The sequence below is a fragment of the Klebsiella sp. JN_Kp126 genome, from assembly GCF_033843325.1.
GTDB classification, from domain to species: Bacteria; Pseudomonadota; Gammaproteobacteria; order Enterobacterales; family Enterobacteriaceae; genus Klebsiella; species Klebsiella michiganensis.
In genome coordinates this window covers 1-25,421 of record NZ_JAWXQV010000072.1, presented here as the reverse complement: position 1 = coordinate 25,421, position 25,421 = coordinate 1, and the positions used below count along the sequence as shown (strand labels likewise).

Here is a 25,421-nt window from a genome sequence, read left to right as displayed (position 1 = left end):
CCGGGATAATTCCCGGTCTTTTCATTTCTGCGTCATTTACAACTTAAAGCGCGCAGATAAAAAAACCGGCCCTGAGGCCGGTTTTGTCACTGAGTACCGAAACTTAATGCGCCGCTTCCGGTTTGTGCTTCTGCGCACTCTGGAAGTCGTAGGTCAGCGCATTTTTCTCTTTATCCAGTTCAACGGTCACCTGTCCGCCGTCAACCAGTGAGCCAAACAGCAGCTCGTTGGCCAGCGGTTTTTTCAGGTTGTCCTGAATCACCCGCGCCATCGGACGCGCGCCCATGGCCCGGTCGTAGCCTTTCTCGGCCAGCCAATCGCGGGCTTCCTGGCTGACTTCCAAAGAGACGCCTTTCTGATCCAGCTGAACCTGCAGCTCGACGATAAATTTATCCACCACCTGATGGATAACCGTCGTAGACAGATGATCGAACCAGATAATGTTGTCGAGACGGTTACGGAACTCCGGCGTAAAGATCTTTTTGATCTCATCCATCGCATCCGGACTGTTGTCCTGATGGATGAGGCCAATGGATTTACGCTCGGTTTCGCGAACCCCGGCGTTGGTGGTCATCACCAGCACCACGTTGCGGAAATCCGCTTTGCGGCCGTTGTTGTCGGTCAGCGTCCCGTTATCCATCACCTGCAGCAGCAGGTTAAAGACGTCCGGATGCGCTTTTTCAATTTCATCCAGCAGCAGCACCGCGTGCGGATGCTTAATAACCGCATCGGTCAGCAGCCCGCCCTGATCGAAACCGACGTAGCCCGGAGGCGCACCGATTAAGCGGCTGACGGTATGACGTTCCATATATTCGGACATATCAAAACGCAGCAGCTCAATGCCCAGCGACTTCGCCAGCTGTACGGTAACCTCGGTTTTACCGACCCCGGTAGGCCCGGCGAACAGGAAAGAGCCGACGGGTTTGTGCTCATGGCCAAGCCCGGCGCGCGCCATCTTGATCGCTTCGGTTAAGGCCTCAATCGCCTTATCCTGACCGAAGACCAGCATTTTCAGGCGATCGCCGAGGTTTTTCAGCGTATCGCGATCGCTGCGGGAAACGCTCTTCTCAGGTATACGCGCAATCCGCGCCACCACGGACTCAATATCCGCCACGTTAACCGTTTTCTTACGTTTGCTCACCGGCATCAAGCGCGCACGCGCCCCGGCTTCATCAATCACGTCAATCGCCTTATCCGGCAGATGACGATCGTTAATGTACTTCACCGCCAGCTCTACCGCCGCACGTACCGCTTTCGCGGTGTAACGGACGTCGTGGTGCGCTTCATACTTCGGCTTCAGGCCGTTAATAATCTGCACCGTCTCTTCCACGGAAGGTTCGGTGATATCAATTTTCTGGAAACGCCGCGCCAGGGCACGATCTTTTTCAAAGATGTTGCTGAACTCCTGATAGGTCGTCGAGCCAATGACCCGAATCTTACCGCTGGAAAGCAGCGGTTTAATCAGGTTAGCGGCATCGACCTGCCCGCCGGAAGCCGCCCCCGCACCGATAATGGTGTGGATCTCATCGATGAACAGAATACTGTTGGTGTCCTGCTCCAGCTGCTTAAGCAGCGCTTTAAAGCGTTTTTCAAAGTCGCCGCGGTATTTGGTACCTGCCAGCAGCGAGCCAATATCCAGTGAATAGATAGTGCAATCGGCCATCACTTCCGGCACGTCGCCCTGCACGATACGCCAGGCAAGACCTTCAGCAATAGCGGTTTTACCAACGCCGGATTCCCCCACCAGCAGCGGGTTGTTCTTGCGGCGGCGGCACAGAACCTGAATAGCACGTTCCAGCTCTTTCTCGCGGCCGATCAGCGGATCGATACCGCCTACGCGGGCAAGCTGGTTGAGGTTGGTGGTGAAGTTTTCCATACGATCCTCCCCGCCTGCTTGCTCTTCGCTGCTGCCAGGCTGACTTCCGCTGTTATCGGAAGACTGGCTCGGCTCGTCTTTACGCGTACCGTGAGAGATGAAATTCACCACATCAAGTCGGCTGACTTCATGTTTACGCAGCAGGTATGCCGCCTGAGATTCCTGTTCGCTAAAAATCGCGACCAGAACGTTGGCGCCGGTCACTTCGCTGCGGCCGGAAGACTGGACGTGGAAAACAGCACGTTGCAGCACGCGCTGGAAGCTCAGCGTCGGCTGAGTGTCGCGCTCTTCTTCCGTTGCAGGCAGTACGGGTGTGGTCTGTTCGATGAAGGCTTCAAGCTCCTGACGCAGCGCGACCAGGTCCACTGAACACGCTTCAAGCGCTTCGCGGGCCGAAGGGTTGCTAAGCAGCGCCAGCAACAAGTGCTCGACGGTCATGAACTCATGACGGTGCTCGCGCGCTCTGGCGAAAGCCATGTTTAAACTGAGTTCCAGTTCTTGATTGAGCATAGGCACCTCCCCCAAGTTTATTGCCTGCATTCAGGCTTTTTCTAGCGTACACAACAACGGATGTTCGTTCTCCCTCGCATACTGGTTCACCATCGATACTTTGGTTTCTGCGACTTCTGCGGTAAACACCCCGCAAATCGCTTTACCTTGATAGTGAACCGTCAGCATCAGTTGCGTTGCACGTTCAACATCATAAGAAAAGAATTTTTGTAACACGTCAATAACAAACTCCATTGGAGTGTAGTCATCATTGACTAATATCACTTTATACATAGATGGCGGTTTAAGCGCATCTTTAACTTCGTCCTCAATTAGCTGATCGAAGTCCAACCAGTCTCTCTTACTCATCGTCAGTGTTCATCATCGGTTGCTGTTGCCAACAGGCGGTGGCCTGTCGATGACCAGAGGCTATGCACATCACAAATCTACAATAGATCATAGATAATTATCATCTATTACTTCCATCCGCGACGTCTGTCACATTCCCCGGCAATAGCGTTAACTGCTTCAAATTTTGACGCATTTTTCACCGTCCCCTGGCGTCAATCGCTTGACGCATTTCCTGATTTCTCTAAATTGTAGTGGCGAGAGTTGGCGAGCAAATGAACAACTCGTCACTCCACTACCGGTTCATTCCATCTTACTTATAAGATTTACGAAGGATGTCGAAGTATGGAAATGGGTACTGTTAAGTGGTTCAACAATGCCAAAGGGTTCGGTTTTATCTGCCCTGAGGGCGGCGGCGAAGACATTTTCGCCCATTACTCGACCATCCAGATGGATGGTTACAGAACGCTAAAAGCCGGACAAGCGGTTCGGTTTGATGTTCACCAGGGGCCAAAAGGTAACCACGCCAGCGTGATTGTCCCTGTTGAAGCTGAAGAAACAGAAACAGCCGCATAACTCTTTTGCTTCATTGTGTACATCCCGCCAGCAAAATGCCAGTCCTTCTGACTGGCATTTTTTTATCGCTACTCGCGCGCCAGTGCGTCGACGGGGTCCAGACGAGCCGCATTGCGCGCCGGTAGCCAGCCAAACAGCACCCCGGTCAACGTGGAGCATAAAAACGCGGTCAATAGCGCCAACGGTGAAAAACCGATCTCCCAGCCGGGTAAAAACAGCTGTAATACAAAGGCAATCAGCAGCGAAAGCGTGACGCCCAGCGCCCCGCCAACCAGGCAAACCAGCACCGCCTCGATCAAAAACTGCTGTAAGACATCGCTGGCCCGCGCCCCGACCGCCATACGGATACCGATCTCCCGCGTGCGTTCGGTGACTGAGACCAGCATAATATTCATCACGCCAATCCCGCCGACCACCAGCGCAATCACCGCCACCAGCGTCAGAAACAGCTGTAATGTATGTGTGGTCCGTTCCGCCGTTTTCAAGATGCTGTCCATATTCCAGGTGAAAACATCTTTCTTACCGTGACGCAGTTCCAGTAGACGCAACAGCTGCTGCTCGGCAACCGCGCTGTCGTAGCCTTCATTGACGCGCACGGTGATGGAATTCAGCCACGACTGCCCCATCACCCGGCCAGCCATCGTGGTATAGGGCAACCAGACGCGCAGAATTTTGCTGCTGCCGAACATTGACTGTTTTTCATCCGCCACGCCGATCACCGTCGCGGGCATATTGCCGACCAGAATCACTTCGCCGACGACCCGCGCTTTATGCGGAAATAGCTGTCGGCGCGCGTTGCTGTCGAGCACCACCACCTGCGCGCGGCTATTTAGCTGAAGCTCGTTAAAGGTATTGCCTTCGCTAAAGGTCATGCCGTAGACGTTAAAGTACTGCGCCCCCACGCCCTCGGCGCTGGCGGCAACGTCGATGTTATCCGCCCGCAGGCGCAGGCTTTTTGATACCGCCGGGGTCGCCGAGCTCACCCACGGCTGTTTCTGAATAGCTAAAAGATCGTCGTACTTGAGCGATTGCTGATAGCGAGGATCGTCATCGCCGAAATCCTTGCCGGGATATACATCAATGGTATTCGTTCCGATAGCGCGAATATCGGCCAGCACCATCTGCTTCGCGGCATCGCCCACCACCACAATCGACACCACCGAAGCGATGCCGATAATAATGCCGAGCATCGTCAGCAGCGTACGCATTTTATTCGCCGCCATCGCGCGCCAGGCCATGATCAGCGCTTCGCGAAAGCCGCTGCTGAACTGACGCCACGCCGACGGTTCGGCCGCCGTGCGCTGGCGCAGTACGCCGCCTTGCGCCGGACTCAGCGCGGGCGGATTACGCACGATTTCACCGTCGTGGATCTCAATCACCCGCTCCGCCTGGGCCGCCACCTGCGGGTCATGGGTGACGATAATCACCGTATGCCCCTGCGCTTTTAGCTGGTGAAGGATCCCCATGACCTCTTCGCCGGAGCGGCTGTCCAGCGCACCGGTTGGCTCATCCGCCAGAATCACTTCCCCGCCGTTCATCAGGGCGCGGGCGATACTCACCCGTTGCTGCTGGCCGCCGGAGAGCTGCGAAGGCTGATATTCAGCTCTGTCGCCCAGCCCCAGCCGAACCAGCAGCTCATGGGCCCGAGCCAGGCGCGCTTTGCGCTCGGCGCCGGCATAAACCGCAGGAACTTCCACGTTCTGCGCCGCGGTGAGATGCGATAACAGGTGATAGCGCTGAAAAATAAAACCGAAATGTTCCCGCCGCAGGCGCGCCAGCTCGTCGCCGTTGAGACGAGCCACGTCCGTTCCCGCGACCCGGTAGGTACCGCCGGTCGGTTTGTCCAGACAGCCGAGAATATTCATCAGCGTGGATTTCCCGGAGCCGGACGCGCCGACGATTGCCACCATCTCACCGGCGGCAATGTTCAACGTAATGCCTTTCAGCACCTCAACGTTGCCATCGCCGGAGGGGTAGCTGCGGCGAATATCACGCAGTTCCAGTAACGCCGTCATTTCGCCGCTCCGGCCACACCTTCGCCGATAATGACTTCATCCCCCTCGTCCAGCCCTTTCACCACCGCCACATCGGTGTCGTTACGCGCGCCGATAACGATTTCACGCTCTTTAACTTCACCGGTACGCAGCAGACGCACGTGATAGCGGTTATCGCCGATGGCCTCACCCAGCGCGCTCAGCGGGATGGTGATAACATTTTTCACTTCTGAGAGCTGAATATGCACCTGGGCGGTCATCTCCAGGCGCAGGATGCCCTGCGGGTTCGGCACTTCAAAACGGGCGTAGTAGAAAATAGCGTCGTTGACCTTTTCGGGCGTCGGGAGAATATCCTTCAGCGTTCCTTCATAGCGCGTCAGCGGATCGCCCAGTACGGTAAACCAGGCCTTTTGCCCCGGCTTAAGATGAATGACGTCCGCTTCCGAGACCTGCGCCTTCACCAGCATGGTGCTGAGATCGGCCAGGGTCAAAATATTCGGCGCCTGCTGGGCGGCAATCACCGTCTGCCCCTGCAGGGTGGTGATTTGCGTCACTTCTCCGGACATCGGCGCCAGAATTTTGGTGTAGTCGAGGTTGGTTTTGGCCGTATCCAGGGTCGCCTGATTGCGTTTGACCTGCGCTTCAATCGTGCCGATTTGCGCCTCTTTGACCGCTAAGTCAGTCGCGGCGGTATCGAGGTCCTGGCGAGAGACCAGCTGCCGCTGCGCCAGCTTCTGCTGACGAGCCAGCGTCGCCGCAGATAGCTTACGTTCCGCGCGCGCCTGGTTCAGCTGCGCCCGTAGCTCCATCAACGTCGCTTCGACTTCCTTTATCTGGTTTTCCGCCTGCTCCGGGTCGATAACCCCCAGCAGCTGGTCTTTTTTGACTTTGTCGCCAATCTCGACGCGCAGCGTTTTTAGCTGCCCGCTCACCTGCGCCCCGACGTCCACTTTTTTCAACGCATCGAGCTTACCGGTCGCCAGCACGCTCTGCTGAAGGTCGCCTTTACGCACCACCAGCGTCTGATACTGCGGCAGCGGCGCATTCAGAATTCGCCATCCCCAGACGGCGAGGGCCAGCACGACAATCGCCAGCAGCCACCAAACTTTCCTGCGCTTTCCATTTAATTTCATAACAATTCCTGATGTTTTAACCCGCAGAACCCGCGACAATTCTATCTAAATGCGGCAATAGAATAACGCGCATTTTTAGATGCGCTTCATTTTTGTTTAACTGAAGTTGAGGGTATGCAGATGAAGACCTGCCGGGATGGATAGCCCGGCAGAAAGAGAGAAACAGCGGCCAGCGCTAATCCGCGCGTCCGCGCGCCAGCCATAGCACGCGAGAGAACATTTTTTTCAACAGCGTCGGAATGGCGTCAACCCCGCGCCGTCCGGCCTCCATCGCCACTTCAATCGCCAGGTCGGGCTTAGACGAGCGATGAATCGCTTTGGTGATCACCCGCCGCATATTCATGGGTATATTCATCGGCAGCTGCGCGACCCGGTGATAAACATCGTCGAAGCCCTGACGGTACATAAAATGCTCCATATCCATCGCCGGTAGCGCGGTGAGATGGTCTCGCTCCAGCATTTTATCGTCATTCAACAAACTGCGAACGGTGGCGGCGTATTTCTTCCCGGCTTCATCGCCATCCACCAGCACATGCCACTCAATACCCATTCGCCGGGCGAATTTAATCAGCGGTTTCAAACCCGACTGGGCAAACTCAATGACCTTCACCCCTTCCGCATCAAAGTGATGGCCGCACTGGCGGGCCAGCTCGTTGATAACCCAGGTTTCCGTCTCCCCCTCCACCAGCAGCCAGCAGCGGGCAAACAGCGATGAAGCGCGGTTAAAGCGAATATGAAACGCGATGCGCCGGCTGTCTTCCGCATTCATCCCGCCGGGCCCCAGCCGCCAGGCCGACACTCGTGAAGATTCACGCACCAGCCGACAGACGTGCTCGACGGGCGTTAATGACAGCAGCTCGCCGGAGTTCGTTGTCGTCACCCGCTGCAGCGGCAGTAAATTGAGCAAATGCCAGGCCACCGACAGCATAATAGGATGCAACCGGGTTTCCGGATCCTCAATCAACAAGAGCGGCCGCGCATCGCGATCGAGTCTTACCGTGCCTTTCGCCTGCAGCAGAGTCGAAAACAGCCCCAATAAAATCACCCGATGGCTGCGCCCGCCGGGCTTGTCGATCATCCTGTTGATAATATCCAGGTAGCGCCAGCTGCGCTGTTCATCATGTGAATGACGGCGCATCAGACGATGGCGCGACTGCGCGCTGCTCTGCTCGGCAAAATAGTGCTCCAGCAATTGCACCATAGCCGACAGCCCCTGGCGGATCTGCCCATCGGTTAAATTTTGCGGATGATGTACCAGTTCGCGAGAGAGGAAATCAAGCTGGCGAGCGGTAATTTCGATCTGCGGCGAGTGCGGAACGGTGCCGTTGTGGATCCGTCGCATAAAGCGGGCGTCGCGTAGCCGCAGAACCGGCATCAGCCGTACCAGGTGACGGGCGAGTTCATCAATATCGTCAAGCTCCAGCGCTTTCCCTTCACCATCAATAAAGCTGCGCAGAGTCATCACGCTGTCGTCATCGGCAAGCTCCCCCTCCAGGCGATAGAAAACGCGCTGATAGCCATCGTCGCAGGGAACCCAGCAGCTGCTGAGAGGACGATAGCGTCGAACCCGATGGCGACCGGGTTCATTTTCACGGAAGGTCAGGATGATATGCAGATGATGCTCGCGCCCCTGAATATCGCCGGGCGGAAACCAAAAATCTTCCCGAACAAAATGATAGAGGTCGAACTCCGGCGACAGGAGCAGCGTCAGGGCATCCAGCAGGCTGGATTTACCCCAGGCATTTTCGCCAATCAGCACGTTATTTTGTTCCAGCATCAACGATAATCGGTTAATGCCGCGAAAACCGACTATTTCTACGCGCTCAAGATGCATATGCCCTCCGCTCAGTGGCGACTATCTCCTTCAGTTATCAGCAGTATAGCGAGGTGAGCATCAACATGACACTCCGGGCGTCAGCGAATCGCTCATGGCTGCAGGGGGGTATGTGATGCGCCGTACTTCACTTAATTGAGAAACGCATTCATCATTGAAAGTCGTTTTTTTAACCGTTTTTGTTCTACACTTTTAAAAATCCGACATGAAAAGGAATTCCAGCGCATTGTTCTAAATCAAATTACATCAATTTATTTAACTGGTCCCAAGGTGGCGATCGTCCCTAGAATAGCGTCGCTTTATTCTGGTCGTCATTCTTTGTGGCGAAAATAAAGGCCGGCACGAAAACTCGTGCGCGTTTACGTTTTTATTGAGGTGGTTATGTTTAGAAAATTAGCAGCAGAATGCTTTGGTACATTCTGGCTGGTATTTGGTGGTTGCGGCAGCGCCGTTCTGGCTGCGGCATTCCCTGAGCTGGGAATTGGTTTTGCCGGCGTCGCGCTGGCTTTCGGTTTAACCGTATTAACCATGGCGTATGCCGTCGGTCATATTTCCGGCGGACACTTTAACCCGGCGGTAACTTTAGGTTTATGGGCCGGCGGTCGTTTCCCGGCCAGGGACGTGATTGGTTATATTATCGCCCAGGTTGTCGGCGGTATTATCGCCGCCGCTATTCTGTACGTTGTCGCCAGCGGTAAAGCGGGCTTTGACGCCGCCGCTAGCGGATTCGCATCGAACGGCTATGGCGAACATTCTCCCGGCGGTTTCTCCATGCTCTCCGCTATTGTGATTGAGATCGTCCTGACCTGCGGCTTCCTGCTGGTCATTCACGGCGCCACGGATAAAAACGCACCTGCCGGCTTCGCTCCTATCGCTATTGGCCTGGCGCTAACGCTTATCCACCTGATCAGCATTCCGGTCACCAACACGTCGGTAAACCCGGCACGCAGCACCGCGGTAGCGATATTCCAGGGCGGCTGGGCGCTGCAGCAGCTGTGGCTATTCTGGGTGATGCCGATTATCGGCGGCATTCTCGGCGGCGTGCTCTACCGCACCCTGCTGGAAAAACGCAGCTAAACGTCCCCCACTTTTCTTGAGGCCCGGTGCTGCCGGGCCTTTCTTTTTTTCCACCACTTTACTCAGTCCGGCGATTTGGGTAGTGTCAGGGGCGCTATTTTCATTCTGCAAGGACCAGGTCGTTCATGTTTTCGGGACTTTTAATCATTCTGCTGCCGTTGGTTATAGGCTATCTTATTCCTCTTCATCGGCCATCAGCCCTTAAACTCATCGCGCGACTTCTGAGCTGGATTGTCTACGTTATTCTCTTTTTTATGGGTATTAGCCTGGCCTTCCTGGATAATCTGGCCAGCAACCTCCTGGCGATCCTTCATTATGCGGCGGTCAGCGTCGTTATTATTCTGCTGTGCAATATTGCCGCCCTGATGTGGCTCGAGCAAAAAATGCCCTGGCAAAATCATCATCGTCAGGAAAAATTACCCTCCCGTCTGGCAATGGCTCTGGAATCCCTTCAGCTATGCGGCGTGGTATTTATTGGTTTTATGATTGGTCTGAGCGGCATATCCTTTTTACAACACGCCACCGAGGCCAGCGAATATACCCTGATCTTCCTTTTGTTCCTCATCGGTATTCAACTGCGCAATAATGGCATGACGCTGCGGCAGATCGTACTGAATCGCCGCGGAATGATTGTCGCGGTAGTGGTCATGGTCAGTTCACTGCTGGGCGGTATCATCAACGCCTTTATTCTCGACCTGCCGCTAAAAACCGGCCTAGCCATGGCTTCCGGGTTTGGCTGGTATTCGCTCTCCGGGATCCTGCTGACCGAATCCTATGGCCCGGTAATTGGCAGCGCGGCCTTCTTTAACGATCTTGCCCGCGAGCTGCTGGCGATAATGCTTATCCCCGGACTGGTGCGCCGCAGCCGTTCCACCGCGCTGGGCCTTTGCGGCGCGACATCAATGGACTTTACGCTGCCGGTACTGCAACGCTCTGGCGGGGTGGAGATTGTGCCGGCGGCCATCGTTCATGGCTTCATTCTCAGTCTGCTGGTGCCCATATTGATGGCTTTCTTCTCCGCTTAATACCTCTCTGGCGGTAGTCTTCTGCCGCCAATTTTGCGCTAAATCAATCTCCCCGTAAGTTGTATCAGAAATACCTTTTCTCTTCTCGCGCTCGGGCATAACCTTAAACATGTATATTAAATATAACTTTAAAAAAGGTGTGACCATGTTTTGTGTGCAATGTGAACAAACCATCCGTACCCCGGCAGGGAACGGCTGCTCTTACGCGCAGGGTATGTGCGGGAAAACGGCCGAAACGTCCGATCTGCAGGATCTGCTGATTGCCTCTCTGCAGGGGCTCTCCGCCTGGGCGCTTAAAGCCCGTGAATACGGCATCATCGACCACGGCATCGACAGCTTTGCGCCGCGCGCTTTTTTCTCCACGCTGACCAACGTTAACTTCGATTCCCCGCGCATCGTTGGCTATGCGCGCGAGGCCATCACCCTGCGTGAAGCGCTGAAAGCCCAGTGCCTGAACATTGATGCCCACGCGACGGTTAACAACCCGATGGCCGATCTGCAGCTGGCGAGCGACGATCTGGGCGACCTGCAGCGCCAGGCGGCGGAATTCACCCCGAACAAAGACAAAGCGGCCATCGGCGAGAACATTCTCGGCCTGCGCCTGCTGTGCCTGTACGGCCTGAAAGGCGCTGCGGCTTATATGGAGCACGCGCACGTTCTGGGTCAGTACGACAACGACATCTACGCCCAGTACCATAAAATCATGGCGTGGCTCGGTACCTGGCCTGCCGATATGAACGCGCTGCTGGAGTGCTCGATGGAAATCGGCCAGATGAACTTCAAAGTGATGAGCATTCTGGACGCTGGTGAGACCACTAAATATGGTCACCCCACCCCGACTCAGGTCAACGTCAAAGCGACCGAAGGCAAATGCATTCTGATTTCCGGCCATGACCTGAAAGATCTGTACAACCTGCTGGAGCAAACCGAAGGTACCGGGGTTAACGTCTACACCCACGGTGAAATGCTGCCAGCGCACGGTTACCCGGAACTGCGTAAATTCAAGCATCTGATTGGTAACTACGGCAGCGGCTGGCAAAACCAGCAGGTCGAGTTTGCCCGCTTCCCTGGCCCGATTGTGATGACCTCTAACTGCATCATCGACCCAACCGTCGGTGCCTATGACGACCGTATCTGGACCCGCAGCATCGTCGGCTGGCCAGGCGTCAATCATCTGGAAGGCGAAGATTTCGCCCCGGTTATCGCCCAGGCGCAGCAGATGGCGGGCTTCCCGTACAGCGAGATCCCGCACCTGATCACCGTTGGCTTCGGTCGTCAGACCCTGCTGGGCGCGGCTGATACGCTGATCGACCTGGTGAGCCGTGAAAAACTGCGCCATATCTTCCTGGTGGGCGGCTGCGACGGGGCGCGCGGCGAACGTAACTACTTCACCGATTTCGCCACCAGCGTACCGGACGACTGCCTGATCCTGACCCTGGCCTGCGGTAAATACCGTTTCAACAAACTCGAATTCGGCGATATCGAAGGTCTGCCGCGTCTGGTCGATGCCGGTCAGTGTAACGACGCTTACTCTGCCATCATCCTGGCGGTCACCCTGGCTGAGAAACTGGGTTGTGGCGTGAACGACCTGCCGCTGTCTCTGGTGCTCTCCTGGTTTGAACAGAAAGCGATTGTTATTCTGCTGACCCTGCTGTCGCTGGGCGTGAAAAATATCGTCACCGGCCCGACGGCGCCGGGCTTCTTCACGCCGGACCTGCTGGCCGTTCTCAACGAGAAATTCGGTCTGCGTTCCGTGACCACCGTTGAAGAAGACATGAAGCAGCTGCTGAGCGCGTAAGGAGTAAAGAATGACAATGCCAACTCATCAGTGCCCATGGCGGATGCAGGTTCATCACATCCATCAGGAAACGCCGGATGTATGGACAATTTCGTTGCTGTGCCACGACTATTATCCGTACCGCGCCGGGCAGTATGCACTGGTCAGCGTACGTAATTCAGCGGAGACGCTGCGTGCTTACACCATTTCATCGACGCCGGGAGTAAGCGAGTACATCACGCTGACCATCCGTCGGATTGACGATGGCGCAGGCTCACAGTGGCTGACCCGCGACGTGAAGCGCGGCGACTATATCTGGCTGTCCGATGCCATGGGTGAATTTACCTGTGAAGATAAGACTGAAGATAAGTTCCTGATGCTGGCTGCTGGCTGCGGCGTTACGCCAATCATGTCAATGCGTCGCTGGTTGGCAAAGTACCGCCCGCAGGCCGATGTGCAGGTGATCTTTAACGTTCGTTCACCGCAAGATGTTATTTTTGCCGACGAATGGCGCGAATATCCGGTGACCTTAGTCGCTGAAAACAATGCCACCCACGGTTTTGTTTCTGGCCGACTGACGACCGATCTGCTGAAAAGTGTACCGGATCTGACCTCTCGTACCGTGATGACCTGCGGCCCGGCGCCGTATATGGATTGGGTTGAGCAGGAGGTGAAAGCGCTGGGCGCGACGCGTTTCTTTAAAGAGCAGTTCTTTACGCCGGTAGCCGAAGCCGCTACCAGCGGCCTGAAGTTCACCAAACTGCAGCCGGCGAAAGCGTTCTACGCGCCGGTCGGCACCACGCTGCTCGAAGCGCTGGAAAGCAATAAGGTGCCAATTACCGTCGCCTGTCGCGCAGGCGTCTGCGGCTGCTGCAAAACCAAAGTGGTTTCCGGAGAATATACCGTCAGCAGTACCATGACGTTAACCGATGCGGAAATCGCTGAAGGCTACGTGCTGGCCTGCTCCTGCCACCCGCAGGGTGATTTGGTACTGGCTTAACCCTCAGCTGCCGGATGGCGCAACGCCGTCCGGCAACGTTTACCGCCAGGCCGAATTGCCGCCGATGGCATAGCGCCCTGCCCCGAGGAAGGCAATCGCCAGCGCGCCCACAAAGAAATAGACCAGGCTCTCAATCGCCCACGCGCCTACCGCATCCAGCGCAAAGGTTTTGCCCGTCCCGACCATCAGCCAGGCCACGACCATCGTAAACGCCAGCACCAGCGCCGCCGGACGCGTAAGCACTCCCAGAATCAGCAGGCAAGGCGCTACCACCTCGCCCACTAAAACCCCATAAGCGATAAACCCCGGCAATCCTTTTGCTACCAGCATATTGCTGATTCCCCCTACGCCATCAAATAGCTTATGCAACCCGTGAAACAGCATCAGCCCGCCAACGGCAAGTCGTAACAAGAGTTTGCCGAAATCGTCATGGGATAGCAGTTTATTAACAGCATTTAACAGCGATTTAACCATTTGAAATGATTCCTGTTTACCACTTTATGTGAGCTCAGATTATGCGGAGTTTTCGCTGAAAAAAACCAGCGGAAAATGAGAGGTGAAAGCGAGCGTAACTGGCAGTTTCATCTAAGCTTGTAAGCGTTATCACAAAAAGGAGATGGAGAACCATGAAACAGACCGTGGCGGCATACATTGCCAAAACTCTTGAACAGGCTGGCGTTAAACGTATTTGGGGCGTAACCGGGGATTCGCTCAACGGCTTAAGCGACAGCCTGAACCGTATGGGGACCATCGACTGGATGCCCACGCGCCATGAAGAAGTGGCCGCCTTCGCCGCCGGGGCGGAAGCGCAGCTTACCGGCGAACTGGCGGTCTGCGCAGGCTCCTGCGGGCCGGGCAACCTGCATCTGATTAACGGCCTTTTCGACTGCCACCGCAATCACGTTCCGGTTCTGGCCATCGCCGCCCATATTCCTTCCAGCGAAATCGGCAGCGGCTATTTTCAGGAAACGCATCCGCAGGAGCTGTTCCGGGAATGCAGTCACTACTGTGAACTGGTCTCAACCCCGGAACAGATCCCGCAGGTGCTGGCCATCGCCATGCGCAAAGCAGTGATTAACCGCGGCGTCTCGGTAGTGGTGCTTCCCGGCGACGTTGCGCTGAAAGCCGCGCCGGAAAGCGCCAGCAGCCACTGGTACCACGCGCCGCTGCCGCAGGTGACGCCGGCGGAAGAAGAGCTGAAAAAGCTGGCCCAGCTGCTGCGCTATTCAAGCAACATCGCCCTGATGTGCGGCAGCGGCTGCGCCGGGGCGCATAAAGAGCTGGTAGACTTCGCCGCGAAGCTCAAAGCGCCTATCGTTCACGCGCTGCGCGGCAAAGAGCACGTAGAATACGACAACCCTTATGATGTGGGGATGACCGGACTGATTGGCTTCTCCTCCGGCTTCCACACCATGATGAACGCCGACACCCTGGTGCTGCTCGGCACCCAGTTCCCCTATCGCGCCTTCTACCCGACGGACGCGAAAATCATTCAGATTGATATCAATCCCGGCAGTATTGGCGCCCACAGTAAAGTGGATATGGCGCTGGTCGGCGATATTAAATCGACCCTCAGCGCGCTGATGCCGCATCTTGAGGAGAAAACCGACCGTAAGTTCCTCGATAAAGCGCTGGAACACTATCGCGACGCGCGCAAGGGGCTTGATGACCTGGCGAAGCCCAGCGACAAAACAATTCATCCGCAGTATCTGGCGCAGCGCATCAGCCACTATGCCGACGACGATGCCATCTTTACCTGCGACGTGGGTACGCCGACCGTCTGGGCCGCGCGTTATTTGCAGATGAACGGTAAGCGTCGCCTGCTCGGATCGTTCAATCATGGGTCAATGGCTAACGCCATGCCGCAGGCCATCGGTGCGAAGGCCACCGCCCCTGACCGTCAGGTTGTGGCAATGTGTGGCGACGGCGGCTTCAGCATGCTGATGGGGGATTTTCTCTCGCTGGCGCAGATGAAGCTGCCGGTGAAGATCGTTATCTTCAATAACAGCGTACTGGGCTTCGTGGCGATGGAGATGAAGGCCGGGGGCTATCTGACAGACGGCACTGAACTTCACGCCACCAACTTTGCCCGCATCGCCGAAGCGTGCGGCATCAAGGGCATACGTGTTGAAAGCGCGTCAGAGGTTGATGAAGCGCTGCAAACCGCTTTCGCTACCGATGGCCCGGTCCTGGTAGATGTGGTCGTCGCCAGTGAAGAGCTGGCGATGCCGCCGCAAATTAAACTGGAGCAGGCCAAAGGTTTCAGCCTTTATATGCTGCGCGCGATTATCAGCGGCCGCGGCGACGAAGTTATCGAACTGGCGAAAACTAACTGGCTAAGGTAAAAATATCCTTTTCAATTCATACGCAAAATTATTCGTGTTGCCTCAAGGCGGCAAGGCCGAAAACCCCCGGGCGCAGAGATAACTCTGTGATCGGGGTTTGAGGGAGCAGCCAACGCCGGGGCAGCGCGAAGGATGAAGTGTATAAGGATATGACATGATAGATTTACGCAGCGATACCGTTACCCGTCCGGGCCGCGCCATGCTGGAAGCCATGATGGCCGCCCCGGTCGGGGATGACGTATATGGCGATGACCCGACCGTTAACGAACTCCAGCGCTTTGCCGCCGACCTGGCGGGCAAAGAGGCCGCTATCTTCCTGCCTAGCGGCACCCAGGCCAACCTGGTCGCCCTGCTCAGCCACTGCCAGCGCGGCGAAGAGTATATCGTCGGCCAGGGCGCGCATAACTATCTCTACGAAGCCGGCGGCGCGGCGGTGCTTGGCAGCATCCAGCCGCAGCCAATCGATGCCGCAGCGGACGGTTCCCTGCCGCTGGATAAAGTCGCGGCCAAAATCAAACCGGACGATATCCATTTCGCCCCTACCCGGCTGCTGTCGCTGGAAAACACCCATAACGGCAAAGTGCTGCCGCGTGAATATCTCAAAGATGCCTGGGAGTTTACGCGCCAGCGCGGCCTGGGGCTGCACGTTGACGGGGCGCGTATTTTTAACGCCGTCGTGGAATACGGCTGCGCGCTGCGCGAGATCGCCCGCTACTGCGACTCCTTCACCATCTGCCTGTCTAAAGGACTCGGCGCGCCGGTAGGCTCGCTGCTGGTGGGGAGCGAAGAGTACATTCACCGCGCTATCCGCTGGCGGAAAATGGTCGGCGGCGGGATGCGTCAGGCCGGTATTCTGGCGGCCGCGGGCCTGTATGCCTTGCAAAACAACGTCGCGCGCTTAAAAGAGGATCACGACAACGCCGCGTGGATGGCGGAGCAGCTGCGCGCCGCCGGCGCCGAGGTGACGCGTCATGATACCAATATGCTGTTTGTTCGCGTCGGTGAAGCGCGCGCCGCCGCGCTGGGCGAGTATCTGCGCGAACGCGGGGTGCTAATCAACGCCTCGCCCATCGTGCGCCTGGTGACGCATATTGACGTTAACCGCCAGCAGCTCACCGAGGTGGTTAGCCACTGGCAGGCATTTTTAAACCGTTAAGGAGTCCGGCGTGTCGCAGCGAATTCTGGTGCTTGGCGCCAGCGGTTATATCGGCCAGCATCTGGTGAAAAGGCTCAGCGAGCAGGGCTTCACCGTGCTGGCGGCGGCACGCCACATCGACAGGCTTAAAAAACAGCAGCTCCCCGGCGTCGAGTGCTATTCGCTCGATTTAAACCAGCCGGACGCGCTACCCGCCCTGCTGGCGCAGGCTGATACCGTTTACTATCTGGTGCACGGGATGGGCGAAGGCGGGGACTTTATCCGCCACGAACGGCGGGTCGCCCTCAACGTTCGCGACGCGCTGCGCAAGTCGCCGGTGAACGAAGTCATCTTTCTCAGTTCCTTACAGGTGGAGAAGCAGGAGCAATCCGATCATCTGCGCGCCCGCCAGATCACCGGCGATCTGCTGCGCGAATCAGGCGTTCCGGTAGCGGAAGTTCGCGCCGGCATTATCGTCGGCGCCGGTTCCGCCGCCTTCGAAGTGATGCGCGATATGGTCTACAACCTGCCGGTGCTGACGCCGCCGCGCTGGGTGCGCTCGCGCACCACGCCGATTGCGCTGGAAAATTTACTCTACTATCTGCTGCAGCTGCTAAACCATCCGGCCCGCGAGCATCGGGTGTTTGAAGCCGCCGGACCGGAAATTTTGAGCTATCAGCAGCAGTTCATCCGCTTTATGGCGGTCAGCGGCAAACGCCGCCCGCTGCTCCCCATCCCTTTCCCGACCCGCTGGATTTCGGTATGGTTTCTCAACGTCATTACCTCAGTGCCGCCAACCACGGCCAAAGCGCTGATCCAGGGGCTAAAGCACGATCTGATTGCCGACGATCGGGCCCTGCGGGCCTTAATTCCTCAACCGCTTATCGCGTTTGATGAAGCGGTGCGCCTTACGCTTAAAGAAGAGGAGCAGCTGGTGAACTCCAGCGACTGGGGCTACGATGCGCAGGCCTTCGCCCGCTGGCGGCCCGAGTACGGCTACTATCCGAAACAGGCAGGCTGTACCGTTAACACTTCCGCCAGCCTTGCTGCGCTGTGGAAGGTAGTCAACCAAATTGGCGGCAAAGAGGGCTATTTCTTCGGCAACGCTCTGTGGAAAACGCGCGGGGTGATGGATCTGCTGGTCGGTCACCGGCTGGCAAAAGGTCGCCCGGAAAATGAATATCTGCAGACCGGCGATGCGGTGGACAGCTGGAAGGTGATTATCGTCGAGCCGGAAAAGCAGTTGACGCTGTTATTCGGCATGAAAGCGCCCGGCCTTGGCCGCCTGAGCTTTACCCTGCGCGATAAAGGCGATCATCGCGAACTGGACGTGCGCGCCTGGTGGCACCCGCACGGTATGCCGGGGCTTTTCTACTGGCTGCTGATGATCCCGGCGCATCTGTTTATTTTTCGCGGTATGGCGCGACGCATCGCCCACCTGGCGGAGCAAATCACCATCAAATAGAGTATAGGTGCAGAATTCTTTCATGATTCTCATTGCATCGTAGTCAGAATCACGGAAAAATGCGCACGAAATTCTTTTGTTAAACAGTGGATCGATATGAAGGTACTGGTTACCGGTGCGACCAGCGGATTGGGCCGCAACGCGGTGGAATATCTGCGTAACAGGGGCATTAGCGTCAGAGCGACCGGGCGCAACGAAGCGATGGGCAAGCTTCTGAGCAAAATGGGCGCAGAGTTCGTCCCTGCGGACTTAACCGAGCTGGTCTCTTCGCAGGCCAAAGTGATGCTCGCCGGTATCGATACCCTGTGGCACTGTTCCAGCTTTACCTCGCCGTGGGGCACCCAGCAGGCCTTCGATTTAGCTAACGTGCGCGCGACCCGGCGTCTCGGCGAGTGGGCGGTTGCCTGGGGCGTGCGCAACTTCGTGCATATCTCTTCGCCGTCGCTCTATTTTGATTATCACCATCATCGCGATGTTGCGGAGGATTTCCGCCCGCAGCGTTTCGCCAACGAATTCGCCCGCAGCAAGGCGGCAAGCGAAGATGTGATCAATCTGCTGGCGCAGGCCAACCCAAATACCCGTTTTACAATCCTGCGCCCGCAAAGCCTGTTTGGCCCGCATGATAAAGTGTTTATCCCGCGCCTGGCGCAGATGATGCAGCACTACGGCAGCGTCCTGTTGCCGCGCGGCGGCAGCGCGCTGGTGGATATGACCTACTATGAAAACGCGGTACACGCGATGTGGCTCGCCAGCCAGCCGCAGAGTGACCTTCTGCCCTCGGCCCGCGCGTACAACATTACTAACGGCGAACCGCAAACCCTGCACAGCATTGTGCAGAAACTCATAGACGAGCTGGGGATTAAGTGCCGCATCCGTTCGGTTCCCTATCCCATGCTGGATATCATCGCCCGCAGCATGGAGCGCTTTGGCAATAAGTCAGCGAAAGAGCCCGCATTTACCCACTACGGCGTCTCTAAGCTGAACTTTGATTTTACTCTTGATATCTCCCGCGCCCAGCAGGAGCTAGGCTATCAGCCGGTCATCACGATGGATGAAGGGATTCTCCGCACCGCCGCGTGGTTGAAGGACCACGGCAAGCTGCACTATTAACCCCGCCCGTACTTTTCCAGCAGCGCTTCGGCTATCGCCAGGGTTTGCGCATCGGCAACCCCGTCCCAGCGCGCGGGACGGAAGTGCATCTGGAAAGCCATAATGACCCGCTTCTGCTGCGCTGGCGTCATTTCCGGCGTCACCTGATAGCCGTAGCGCGCCAGGACGTCCAGCAGCGCTGCGGCGTCTACCGGCTCGTATGACGGACGGCCCTGCAGATAAAACGCCACGCGCCGGGCATCAGGCCATGCGCCAATCCCCTGCTCGGCCAGCCTGCGCCACGGGAACAGCGGCCCCGGATCGTCTTTGCGCTGCGGCGCGATATCCGCATGGGCGACCACGTTCTGCGGCGCGATGTGGTAGCGGGCGATAATATCTTTCGCCAGCGGGATCAGGGCGTCAATCTGCGCCGGATTAAACGGCGTAAAGCTTTTCACCCCCGCCGTTTTTTGCCAGCCGCGGTTCTCCAGCTCGATGCCAATCGAAGTGTCGTTAATGCGCGTGCTGCCGCGCCAGAAGCTGACGCCCGCATGCCAGGCAAGTTCCTCTTCCGGCACCAGCTGCCAGATCCGCGGTTTGCCTCCGTGCAGCGGCGGTTTCTCCGGGATCAGGTAGTGAGAGCTCACCTGGTTATCCGTCAGCGTCGCCAGCGAAACGTCGAAATCGTCGGCGGTGTAGTGAATCACCAGCACTTTGATGCGCGGATAAGCCGCCTGCGCCGGATGGCGCGTATCCAGCTGATAGCCATCGCGATCGATAATACCTTTTTCGCTGGCGCAGCCCGCCAGCAGCAGCGCCAGCAGTACGCCTGCCCGGCAAGCTCTCATCGGCGGGTCTTCACCGCGGTGCCGCTAACGCTGACCATCAGCATGCTGCTATCTTTACCGACAGTTTCGTAGTCAATATCAATCCCGACCACCGCATTGGCGCCCAGCGCCTTCGCCTGCTCGCTCAGCTCTTCAAACGCAATTTCACGGGCCTTACGCAGCTCCTTTTCATAGGCGCCGGAACGACCGCCGACGATATCGCGGATGCTGGCGAAAAAATCGCGGAATACGTTGGCGCCCAGAATCGCTTCCCCCGTGACGACGCCGCAGTATTCAATGATGGGCTGACCTTCGAGGGTCGGAGTGGTGGAAAATTGCATGATGAAACTCCTTCTTTAGCGTTCAATGCGTTAGCTCTAAGGGTCAAGCACAATCCCTATCTGATACACTATGCTTGAAAAGATATTCTAACGTAGTGAGCTCATAAGGAAATCATCATGCGCTACAAAGTTCTTGCATTAGTCCTCCCCTGCGCGCTGGCGCTCAGCGCCTGTACTACCGTCACGCCTGCGTACAAAGATAACGGCACCCGCAGCGGCCCCTGCATCGAAGGCGGCCCGGATGACGTAGCGCAGAAGTTTTATGACTACCAGGTACAGCACCGCAACAGCGATTTAACCGCGCTGCGCCCATACCTGAGCGACGGTCTGGCAAAACTGCTGAACGACGCGCGTCAGGACCCGTCTAACAACGCCCTGCTGCAGTCAAATCTTTTCTCCAGTAGCACAACGCCAGCCGACAGCGCCGATGTCGCCAGCGCCTCCACCATCCCTAATCGCGACGCGCGCAATATTCCCCTGCGCGTGGAGCTGAAACAGGGCACCCAAAGCTGGAAAGACGAAGTGCTGATGATTCAGGAAGGCCAGTGCTGGGCCGTGGATGACGTGCGCTACCTCGGCAACAACGCCCATGCGCCGGCGGGCACCCTGCGTCAGAGTCTGGAAAAACGCTAATCCAGGCGTTGGGCCGCTCGGGCCGAATGAAATAACCCCGGTAAAATGTCGGCATTTCCGCTGGTAATGCCGACATTGACTTATCCCACCTTCACGAAGCCATATTTTGTGCTAACTTTAAATGTAAACATGGTTTACATTTAACTTTTAACGCATAAATATTGCATAACTATTCTGCCAAAGGTACTATTTGCGGCCTCAATTGCTATATGTATCAGACTGCCCAGATGAGCATAAAATTAAACGGCATTAATTGCTTCTACGGCGCACACCAGGCGCTGTTCGACATCACGCTGGATTGCCCGCAGGGGGAAACGCTGGTGCTGCTCGGCCCAAGCGGTGCCGGTAAAAGCTCGCTGCTGCGCGTCCTTAATCTGCTGGAGATGCCGCGTTCCGGTACGCTGCATATCGCCGGAAATCATTTCGACTTTACCAAAGCTCCTTCTGACAAAGCCATTCGCGAGCTGCGCCAGAACGTGGGTATGGTGTTCCAACAGTACAATCTGTGGCCGCATCTGACCGTGCAGCAAAATCTGATTGAAGCTCCCTGCCGCGTGCTCGGTTTGAGCAAAGATCAGGCTCTCGCCCGCGCTGAAAAGCTGCTCGAACGTCTGCGCCTGAAACCCTATAGCGATCGCTACCCGCTGCATCTTTCCGGCGGCCAGCAGCAGCGCGTCGCTATTGCCCGCGCCCTGATGATGGAACCGCAGGTTCTGCTGTTCGATGAACCCACGGCGGCGCTCGATCCAGAAATCACCGCCCAGATCGTCAGTATTATCCGCGAACTGGCTGAAACCGGTATTACGCAGGTTATCGTCACCCACGAAGTGGAAGTGGCGCGCAAAACAGCCAGCCGCGTGGTCTATATGGAAAATGGCCATATCGTTGAACAAGGTGATGCCGGCTGCTTCGCGCATCCGCAGACCGACGCGTTTAAAAACTATCTTTCACATTGATGTTTTCGGGGAAATGACGATGAAAAAAGTACTGATTGCCGCTCTTCTTGCGGGCATGAGCCTCTCCGCTACCGCAGCCCAGACCATTCGTTTCGCCACCGAGGCCTCCTACCCTCCGTTTGAATCGATCGATGCCAATAACAAAATTGTCGGCTTTGATGTCGATCTGGCGAACGCGCTGTGTAAAGAGATTGATGCCACCTGCACCTTTACCAACCAGGCTTTCGATAGCCTGATCCCCAGCCTGAAGTTCCGCCGTTTCGACGCGGTCATGGCCGGGATGGACATCACCCCTGAGCGTGAAAAACAGGTGCTGTTCACCACCCCGTACTATGAAAACTCCGCGCTGTTCGTCGGCCAGCAGGGTAAATTCACCAGCATTGACGCCCTGAAAGGCAAAAAAGTCGGCGTGCAGAACGGCACCACTCACCAGAAATTCATCACCGACAAACACCCGGAAATCACGACCGTTCCTTACGACAGCTACCAGAATGCGAAGCTGGACCTGCAGAACGGCCGTATTGATGCCGTATTCGGCGATACCGCCGTGGTGACCGAATGGCTGAAGAGCAATCCGAAGCTGGCCGCGGTGGGCGACAAGGTGACCGATAAAGACTACTTCGGCACCGGTCTCGGCATTGCGCTGCGCCAGGGCAATACCGAACTGCAGCAGAAATTTAACGCTGCGCTGGAAAAAGTGAAAAGCGATGGGACTTACCAGTCTATCTATAACAAATGGTTCCAGAAGTAACGCTGAATGAACGAATTTTTTCCATTAGCAAGCGCCGCCGGGATGACCGTCGGCCTTGCCGTTTGCGCCCTGATCATCGGCCTGGTGCTGGCGATGCTCTTTGCCGTCCTCGAGTCGGTAAAGCTGCGTCCGGTCGCCTGGCTCGCAACCGGCATTGTCACCCTTTTGCGCGGACTACCGGAAATTCTGGTGGTTCTGTTTATCTATTTTGGTTCCTCACAGCTGCTGCTGACCCTTTCTGATGGTTTTACGATCAATCTCGGCATTGTGCAGATCCCGGTACAGATGCAGATTGAAAATTTTGACGTCAGCCCGTTCCTCTGCGGGGCTATCGCGCTTTCTCTGCTGTATGCCGCTTACGCATCGCAAACGCTGCGCGGGGCGCTTAAAGCCGTTCCGCAGGGGCAATGGGAATCCGGTCAGGCGCTGGGATTATCGAAAGCCGCTATTTTCTTTCGCTTAGTGATGCCGCAAATGTGGCGCCACGCGCTGCCGGGACTCGGCAACCAGTGGCTGGTGCTGCTGAAGGATACCGCGCTGGTGAGCCTGATCAGCGTCAACGATCTGATGCTGCAAACTAAAAGCATCGCCACCCGAACCCAGGAGCCGTTTAACTGGTATATCATCGCGGCGGCAATCTATCTGGTCATCACCCTGTTGAGTCAGTACATTCTGAAACGTATTGACCAGCGTGCGACGCGCTTCGAACGGAGACCAGGCTGATGCTTGATTACTTACCCGAACTGCTAAAAGGGCTGCATACCAGCCTGACGCTGACCGCAGCCTCTATCGTCGTAGCGCTGATTCTGTCGCTGATCTTCACCATCATTCTGACGCTAAAAACGCCGGGGCTGGTGTGGATCGTGCGCGGCTATATCACGCTGTTTACCGGCACGCCGCTGCTGGTGCAGATCTTCCTGATTTACTACGGCCCGGGACAGTTCCCGTCGCTGCAGGAGTATCCGGTACTCTGGCATCTGATTTCCGAGCCCTGGCTCTGCGCGCTGATCGCCCTTTCTCTCAACAGCGCCGCTTATACCACGCAGCTGTTTTATGGCGCCATTCGCGCCATCCCGGATGGCCAGTGGCAATCCTGCGGCGCGCTGGGAATGAGTAAGAAAGATACGCTGGCGATCCTGCTGCCGTACGCCTTTAAACGCGCCCTCTCCTCCTACTCCAACGAAGTGGTGCTGGTGTTCAAGAGTACGTCTCTGGCCTACACCATTACCCTGATGGAAGTGATGGGTCACAGCCAGCTGCTCTATGGGCGTACCTATGATGTGATGGTGTTCGGCGCCGCTGGCATTGTCTATCTGGTAGTCAATGGCCTGCTGACGCTGCTGATGCGCCTGGTGGAACATAAAGCGCTGGCCTTTGAGCGACGCAATTAAAAACGCATAAAAAGCCAAATAAAGACGGATAAGTTCACTGAATTATCCGTCTTTTTTTATTCTAATTAAAATAAATATCCATGATTATTGAATATAAATTCATTTAGTGGCATTATTACTCCCAGCCGCAGACACGGCACAACATCATAAGATTGACCGACGGGAGTTCCACAATGAAAAAGTTAGTTCTGGCCGCACTGCTTAGCACTTTCGCCTTTGGCGCCGCTGCCGCAGAAAAAATCAGCTTTGGCGTTTCTGCAACTTACCCACCGTTTGAATCGATGGACGCCAATAACCAGATCGCCGGTTTCGACATCGATCTGGCAAACGCGCTGTGTAAGCAGATGCAGGCTGAGTGTACGTTTACCAACCATGCCTTCGACAGCCTGATCCCGGCGCTCAAATTCAAGAAATATGATGCGGTCATCTCCGGCATGGACATTACCCCGGAGCGCAGCAAGCAGGTGGCGTTTACCGACCCGTACTACGCTAACTCCGCGCTGGTTATCTCGAAGAAAGATGCCTTCCACTCTTTCGCCGATCTGAAAGGCAAGCGTATCGGGATGGAAAACGGCACCACGCACCAGAAATACCTGCAGGATAAACATCCGGAAGTGAAAACCGTGGCTTACGATAGCTACCAGAATGCGTTTATCGACCTGAAAAATGGCCGTATTGATGGGGTGTTTGGCGATACCGCCGTGGTCAACGAGTGGCTGAAAACCAACCCGCAGCTGGGCGCGGCAACGCCGAAAGTCACCGACGCGCAGTACTTCGGTACAGGCCTCGGCATTGCGGTACGCCCGGATAACAAAGCGCTGCTGGAAAAACTGAACGCCGCGCTGAAGGCGATTAAAGCCGACGGCACCTACGAGAAAATCAGCAAGCAGTGGTTCCCGGAGTAAGCATTTCCCGGAGGCGGCGCTTGACGCGCCTGTCCGGGCTACCGGCCCGCAGACAACCGTGGCCCCGTAGCCCGGGCAAGCGCAGCGCGGCCCGGAAAGAAGCCGCACCAAAGTCTCAATCCCGGCGCATTCCCCGGGCTGCGGCGTAAACGCCTTACCCGGGCTACCGGTCCGCAGACAGCCGTGGCCCCGTAGCCCGGGCAAGCGCAGCGCAGCGCGGCCCGGGACGAAGCCGCACCAAAGTCTCAATCCCGACGCATTTCCCGGGTTGCGGCGTAAACGCCTTACCCGGGCTACCGGTCCGCAGACAGCCGTGGCCCCGTAGCCCGGGCAAGCGCAGCGCAGCGCGGCCCGGGACGAAGCCGCACCAAAGTCTCAATCCCGACGCATTTCCCGGGTTGCGGCGTAAACGCCTTACCCGGGCTACCGGTCCGCAGACAGCCGTGGCCCCGTA

23 protein-coding genes are annotated in these 25,421 nt (G+C 56.6%); 15 read left to right on the top strand and 8 right to left on the bottom strand.

Features of this window, described 5'->3' with window-relative positions:
- Positions 1–103 precede the first annotated feature (103 nt).
- Both clpA and clpS read right to left on the bottom strand, forming a co-directional pair.
- Positions 104–2,386 carry an ATP-dependent Clp protease ATP-binding subunit ClpA gene (gene clpA, locus SIK97_RS16800; RefSeq protein WP_004849425.1) on the bottom strand — a complete coding sequence of 761 codons (2,283 nt, stop codon included), beginning with the start codon at positions 2,384–2,386 and terminating at the stop codon, positions 104–106.
- A gap of 30 nt (positions 2,387–2,416) precedes the next feature.
- Entirely contained in the window at positions 2,417–2,734 is a 318-nt protein-coding gene (gene clpS, locus SIK97_RS16795; RefSeq protein ID WP_004100628.1) for an ATP-dependent Clp protease adapter ClpS, read from the bottom strand.
- Positions 2,735–3,058: 324 nt separating this feature from the next.
- On the opposite strand from clpS, the gene cspD reads away from it, so the two are divergent.
- Positions 3,059–3,289 (top strand): cold shock-like protein CspD, encoded by a 231-nt coding sequence (gene cspD / locus SIK97_RS16790; RefSeq protein ID WP_004100627.1) that lies wholly within the window; start codon positions 3,059–3,061, stop codon positions 3,287–3,289.
- A gap of 68 nt (positions 3,290–3,357) precedes the next feature.
- On the opposite strand, the gene macB is transcribed toward cspD, so the two are convergent.
- The 3 genes from macB to SIK97_RS16775 form a co-directional block, all read right to left on the bottom strand.
- On the bottom strand, positions 3,358–5,304 hold the full coding sequence (gene macB / locus SIK97_RS16785) for a macrolide ABC transporter ATP-binding protein/permease MacB (protein WP_025108294.1): 1,947 nt from the start codon (positions 5,302–5,304) through the stop codon (positions 3,358–3,360).
- Complete coding sequence (gene macA, locus SIK97_RS16780; protein ID WP_049103387.1) at positions 5,301–6,416, bottom strand: macrolide transporter subunit MacA; 1,116 nt, start codon at positions 6,414–6,416, stop codon at positions 5,301–5,303. Before macA ends, macB begins: the two co-directional genes overlap by 4 nt.
- A 175-nt stretch (positions 6,417–6,591) precedes the next feature.
- Entirely contained in the window at positions 6,592–8,250 is a 1,659-nt protein-coding gene (locus tag SIK97_RS16775) for an ATP-dependent endonuclease (RefSeq protein WP_032748892.1), read from the bottom strand.
- 381 nt (positions 8,251–8,631) lie between these two features.
- On the opposite strand from SIK97_RS16775, the gene aqpZ reads away from it, so the two are divergent.
- From aqpZ to hcr, 4 genes are all read left to right on the top strand, one after another.
- Positions 8,632–9,327, top strand: coding sequence for an aquaporin Z (gene aqpZ / locus SIK97_RS16770; protein WP_004849414.1), 696 nt, complete (start codon positions 8,632–8,634; stop codon positions 9,325–9,327).
- Positions 9,328–9,452: 125 nt separating this feature from the next.
- Positions 9,453–10,352 carry a lysine exporter LysO family protein gene (locus tag SIK97_RS16765; protein WP_014837946.1) on the top strand — a complete coding sequence of 300 codons (900 nt, stop codon included), beginning with the start codon at positions 9,453–9,455 and terminating at the stop codon, positions 10,350–10,352.
- Positions 10,353–10,497: 145 nt separating this feature from the next.
- The gene (gene hcp / locus SIK97_RS16760; RefSeq protein WP_057173028.1) at positions 10,498–12,150 is read left to right on the top strand and encodes a hydroxylamine reductase; all 1,653 of its coding nucleotides are present in this window, start codon (positions 10,498–10,500) and stop codon (positions 12,148–12,150) included.
- Between the two features lie 10 nt (positions 12,151–12,160).
- A complete protein-coding gene (gene hcr / locus SIK97_RS16755) occupies positions 12,161–13,129 on the top strand; it encodes an NADH oxidoreductase (RefSeq protein ID WP_049079561.1) in 969 nt (322 codons plus the stop codon).
- Between the two features lie 39 nt (positions 13,130–13,168).
- Here hcr and SIK97_RS16750 read toward each other — a convergent pair whose 3' ends face one another.
- Positions 13,169–13,603, bottom strand: coding sequence for a DoxX family protein (locus SIK97_RS16750; protein WP_014228613.1), 435 nt, complete (start codon positions 13,601–13,603; stop codon positions 13,169–13,171).
- A 152-nt stretch (positions 13,604–13,755) separates the two neighbouring features.
- Here SIK97_RS16750 and poxB point away from each other — a divergent pair, with 152 nt between their 5' ends.
- The 4 genes from poxB to SIK97_RS16730 all read left to right on the top strand — a co-directional run bounded on the left by poxB (position 13,756) and on the right by SIK97_RS16730 (position 19,184).
- The gene (gene poxB / locus SIK97_RS16745) at positions 13,756–15,474 is read left to right on the top strand and encodes a ubiquinone-dependent pyruvate dehydrogenase (RefSeq protein ID WP_025108290.1); all 1,719 of its coding nucleotides are present in this window, start codon (positions 13,756–13,758) and stop codon (positions 15,472–15,474) included.
- A gap of 154 nt (positions 15,475–15,628) precedes the next feature.
- Positions 15,629–16,630, top strand: coding sequence for a low-specificity L-threonine aldolase (ltaE, locus tag SIK97_RS16740; protein WP_032694256.1), 1,002 nt, complete (start codon positions 15,629–15,631; stop codon positions 16,628–16,630).
- Between the two features lie 10 nt (positions 16,631–16,640).
- Positions 16,641–18,074, top strand: coding sequence for a DUF2867 domain-containing protein (locus SIK97_RS16735; protein ID WP_032748886.1), 1,434 nt, complete (start codon positions 16,641–16,643; stop codon positions 18,072–18,074).
- A 96-nt stretch (positions 18,075–18,170) separates the two neighbouring features.
- Positions 18,171–19,184, top strand: coding sequence for an NAD-dependent epimerase/dehydratase family protein (locus tag SIK97_RS16730; protein WP_009653274.1), 1,014 nt, complete (start codon positions 18,171–18,173; stop codon positions 19,182–19,184).
- Here the strand turns inward: SIK97_RS16730 and SIK97_RS16725 are convergent.
- The gene (locus SIK97_RS16725; protein WP_014837943.1) at positions 19,181–20,011 is read right to left on the bottom strand and encodes an N-acetylmuramoyl-L-alanine amidase; all 831 of its coding nucleotides are present in this window, start codon (positions 20,009–20,011) and stop codon (positions 19,181–19,183) included. The genes SIK97_RS16730 and SIK97_RS16725 overlap by 4 nt on opposite strands.
- The gene (locus SIK97_RS16720; RefSeq protein ID WP_004100606.1) at positions 20,008–20,331 is read right to left on the bottom strand and encodes a heavy metal-binding domain-containing protein; all 324 of its coding nucleotides are present in this window, start codon (positions 20,329–20,331) and stop codon (positions 20,008–20,010) included. Before SIK97_RS16720 ends, SIK97_RS16725 begins: the two co-directional genes overlap by 4 nt.
- Positions 20,332–20,448: 117 nt before the next feature.
- Here SIK97_RS16720 and SIK97_RS16715 point away from each other — a divergent pair, with 117 nt between their 5' ends.
- The 6 genes from SIK97_RS16715 to artJ all read left to right on the top strand — a co-directional run bounded on the left by SIK97_RS16715 (position 20,449) and on the right by artJ (position 24,967).
- On the top strand, positions 20,449–20,964 hold the full coding sequence (locus SIK97_RS16715) for a lipoprotein (RefSeq protein WP_004849391.1): 516 nt from the start codon (positions 20,449–20,451) through the stop codon (positions 20,962–20,964).
- 227 nt (positions 20,965–21,191) lie between these two features.
- Entirely contained in the window at positions 21,192–21,920 is a 729-nt protein-coding gene (gene artP / locus SIK97_RS16710; RefSeq protein WP_004111834.1) for an arginine ABC transporter ATP-binding protein ArtP, read from the top strand.
- A gap of 19 nt (positions 21,921–21,939) precedes the next feature.
- A complete protein-coding gene (gene artI / locus SIK97_RS16705) occupies positions 21,940–22,671 on the top strand; it encodes an arginine ABC transporter substrate-binding protein ArtI (RefSeq protein ID WP_004130868.1) in 732 nt (243 codons plus the stop codon).
- 6 nt (positions 22,672–22,677) lie between these two features.
- Positions 22,678–23,394: an arginine ABC transporter permease ArtQ gene (gene artQ, locus SIK97_RS16700; protein WP_004100599.1), complete on the top strand. Its 717-nt coding sequence runs from the start codon at positions 22,678–22,680 to the stop codon at positions 23,392–23,394.
- Entirely contained in the window at positions 23,394–24,062 is a 669-nt protein-coding gene (gene artM, locus SIK97_RS16695) for an arginine ABC transporter permease ArtM (RefSeq protein ID WP_014228606.1), read from the top strand. Before artQ ends, artM begins: the two co-directional genes overlap by 1 nt.
- Positions 24,063–24,235: 173 nt before the next feature.
- Entirely contained in the window at positions 24,236–24,967 is a 732-nt protein-coding gene (gene artJ, locus SIK97_RS16690) for an arginine ABC transporter substrate-binding protein ArtJ (RefSeq protein WP_014228605.1), read from the top strand.
- Positions 24,968–25,421: the final 454 nt, after the last annotated feature.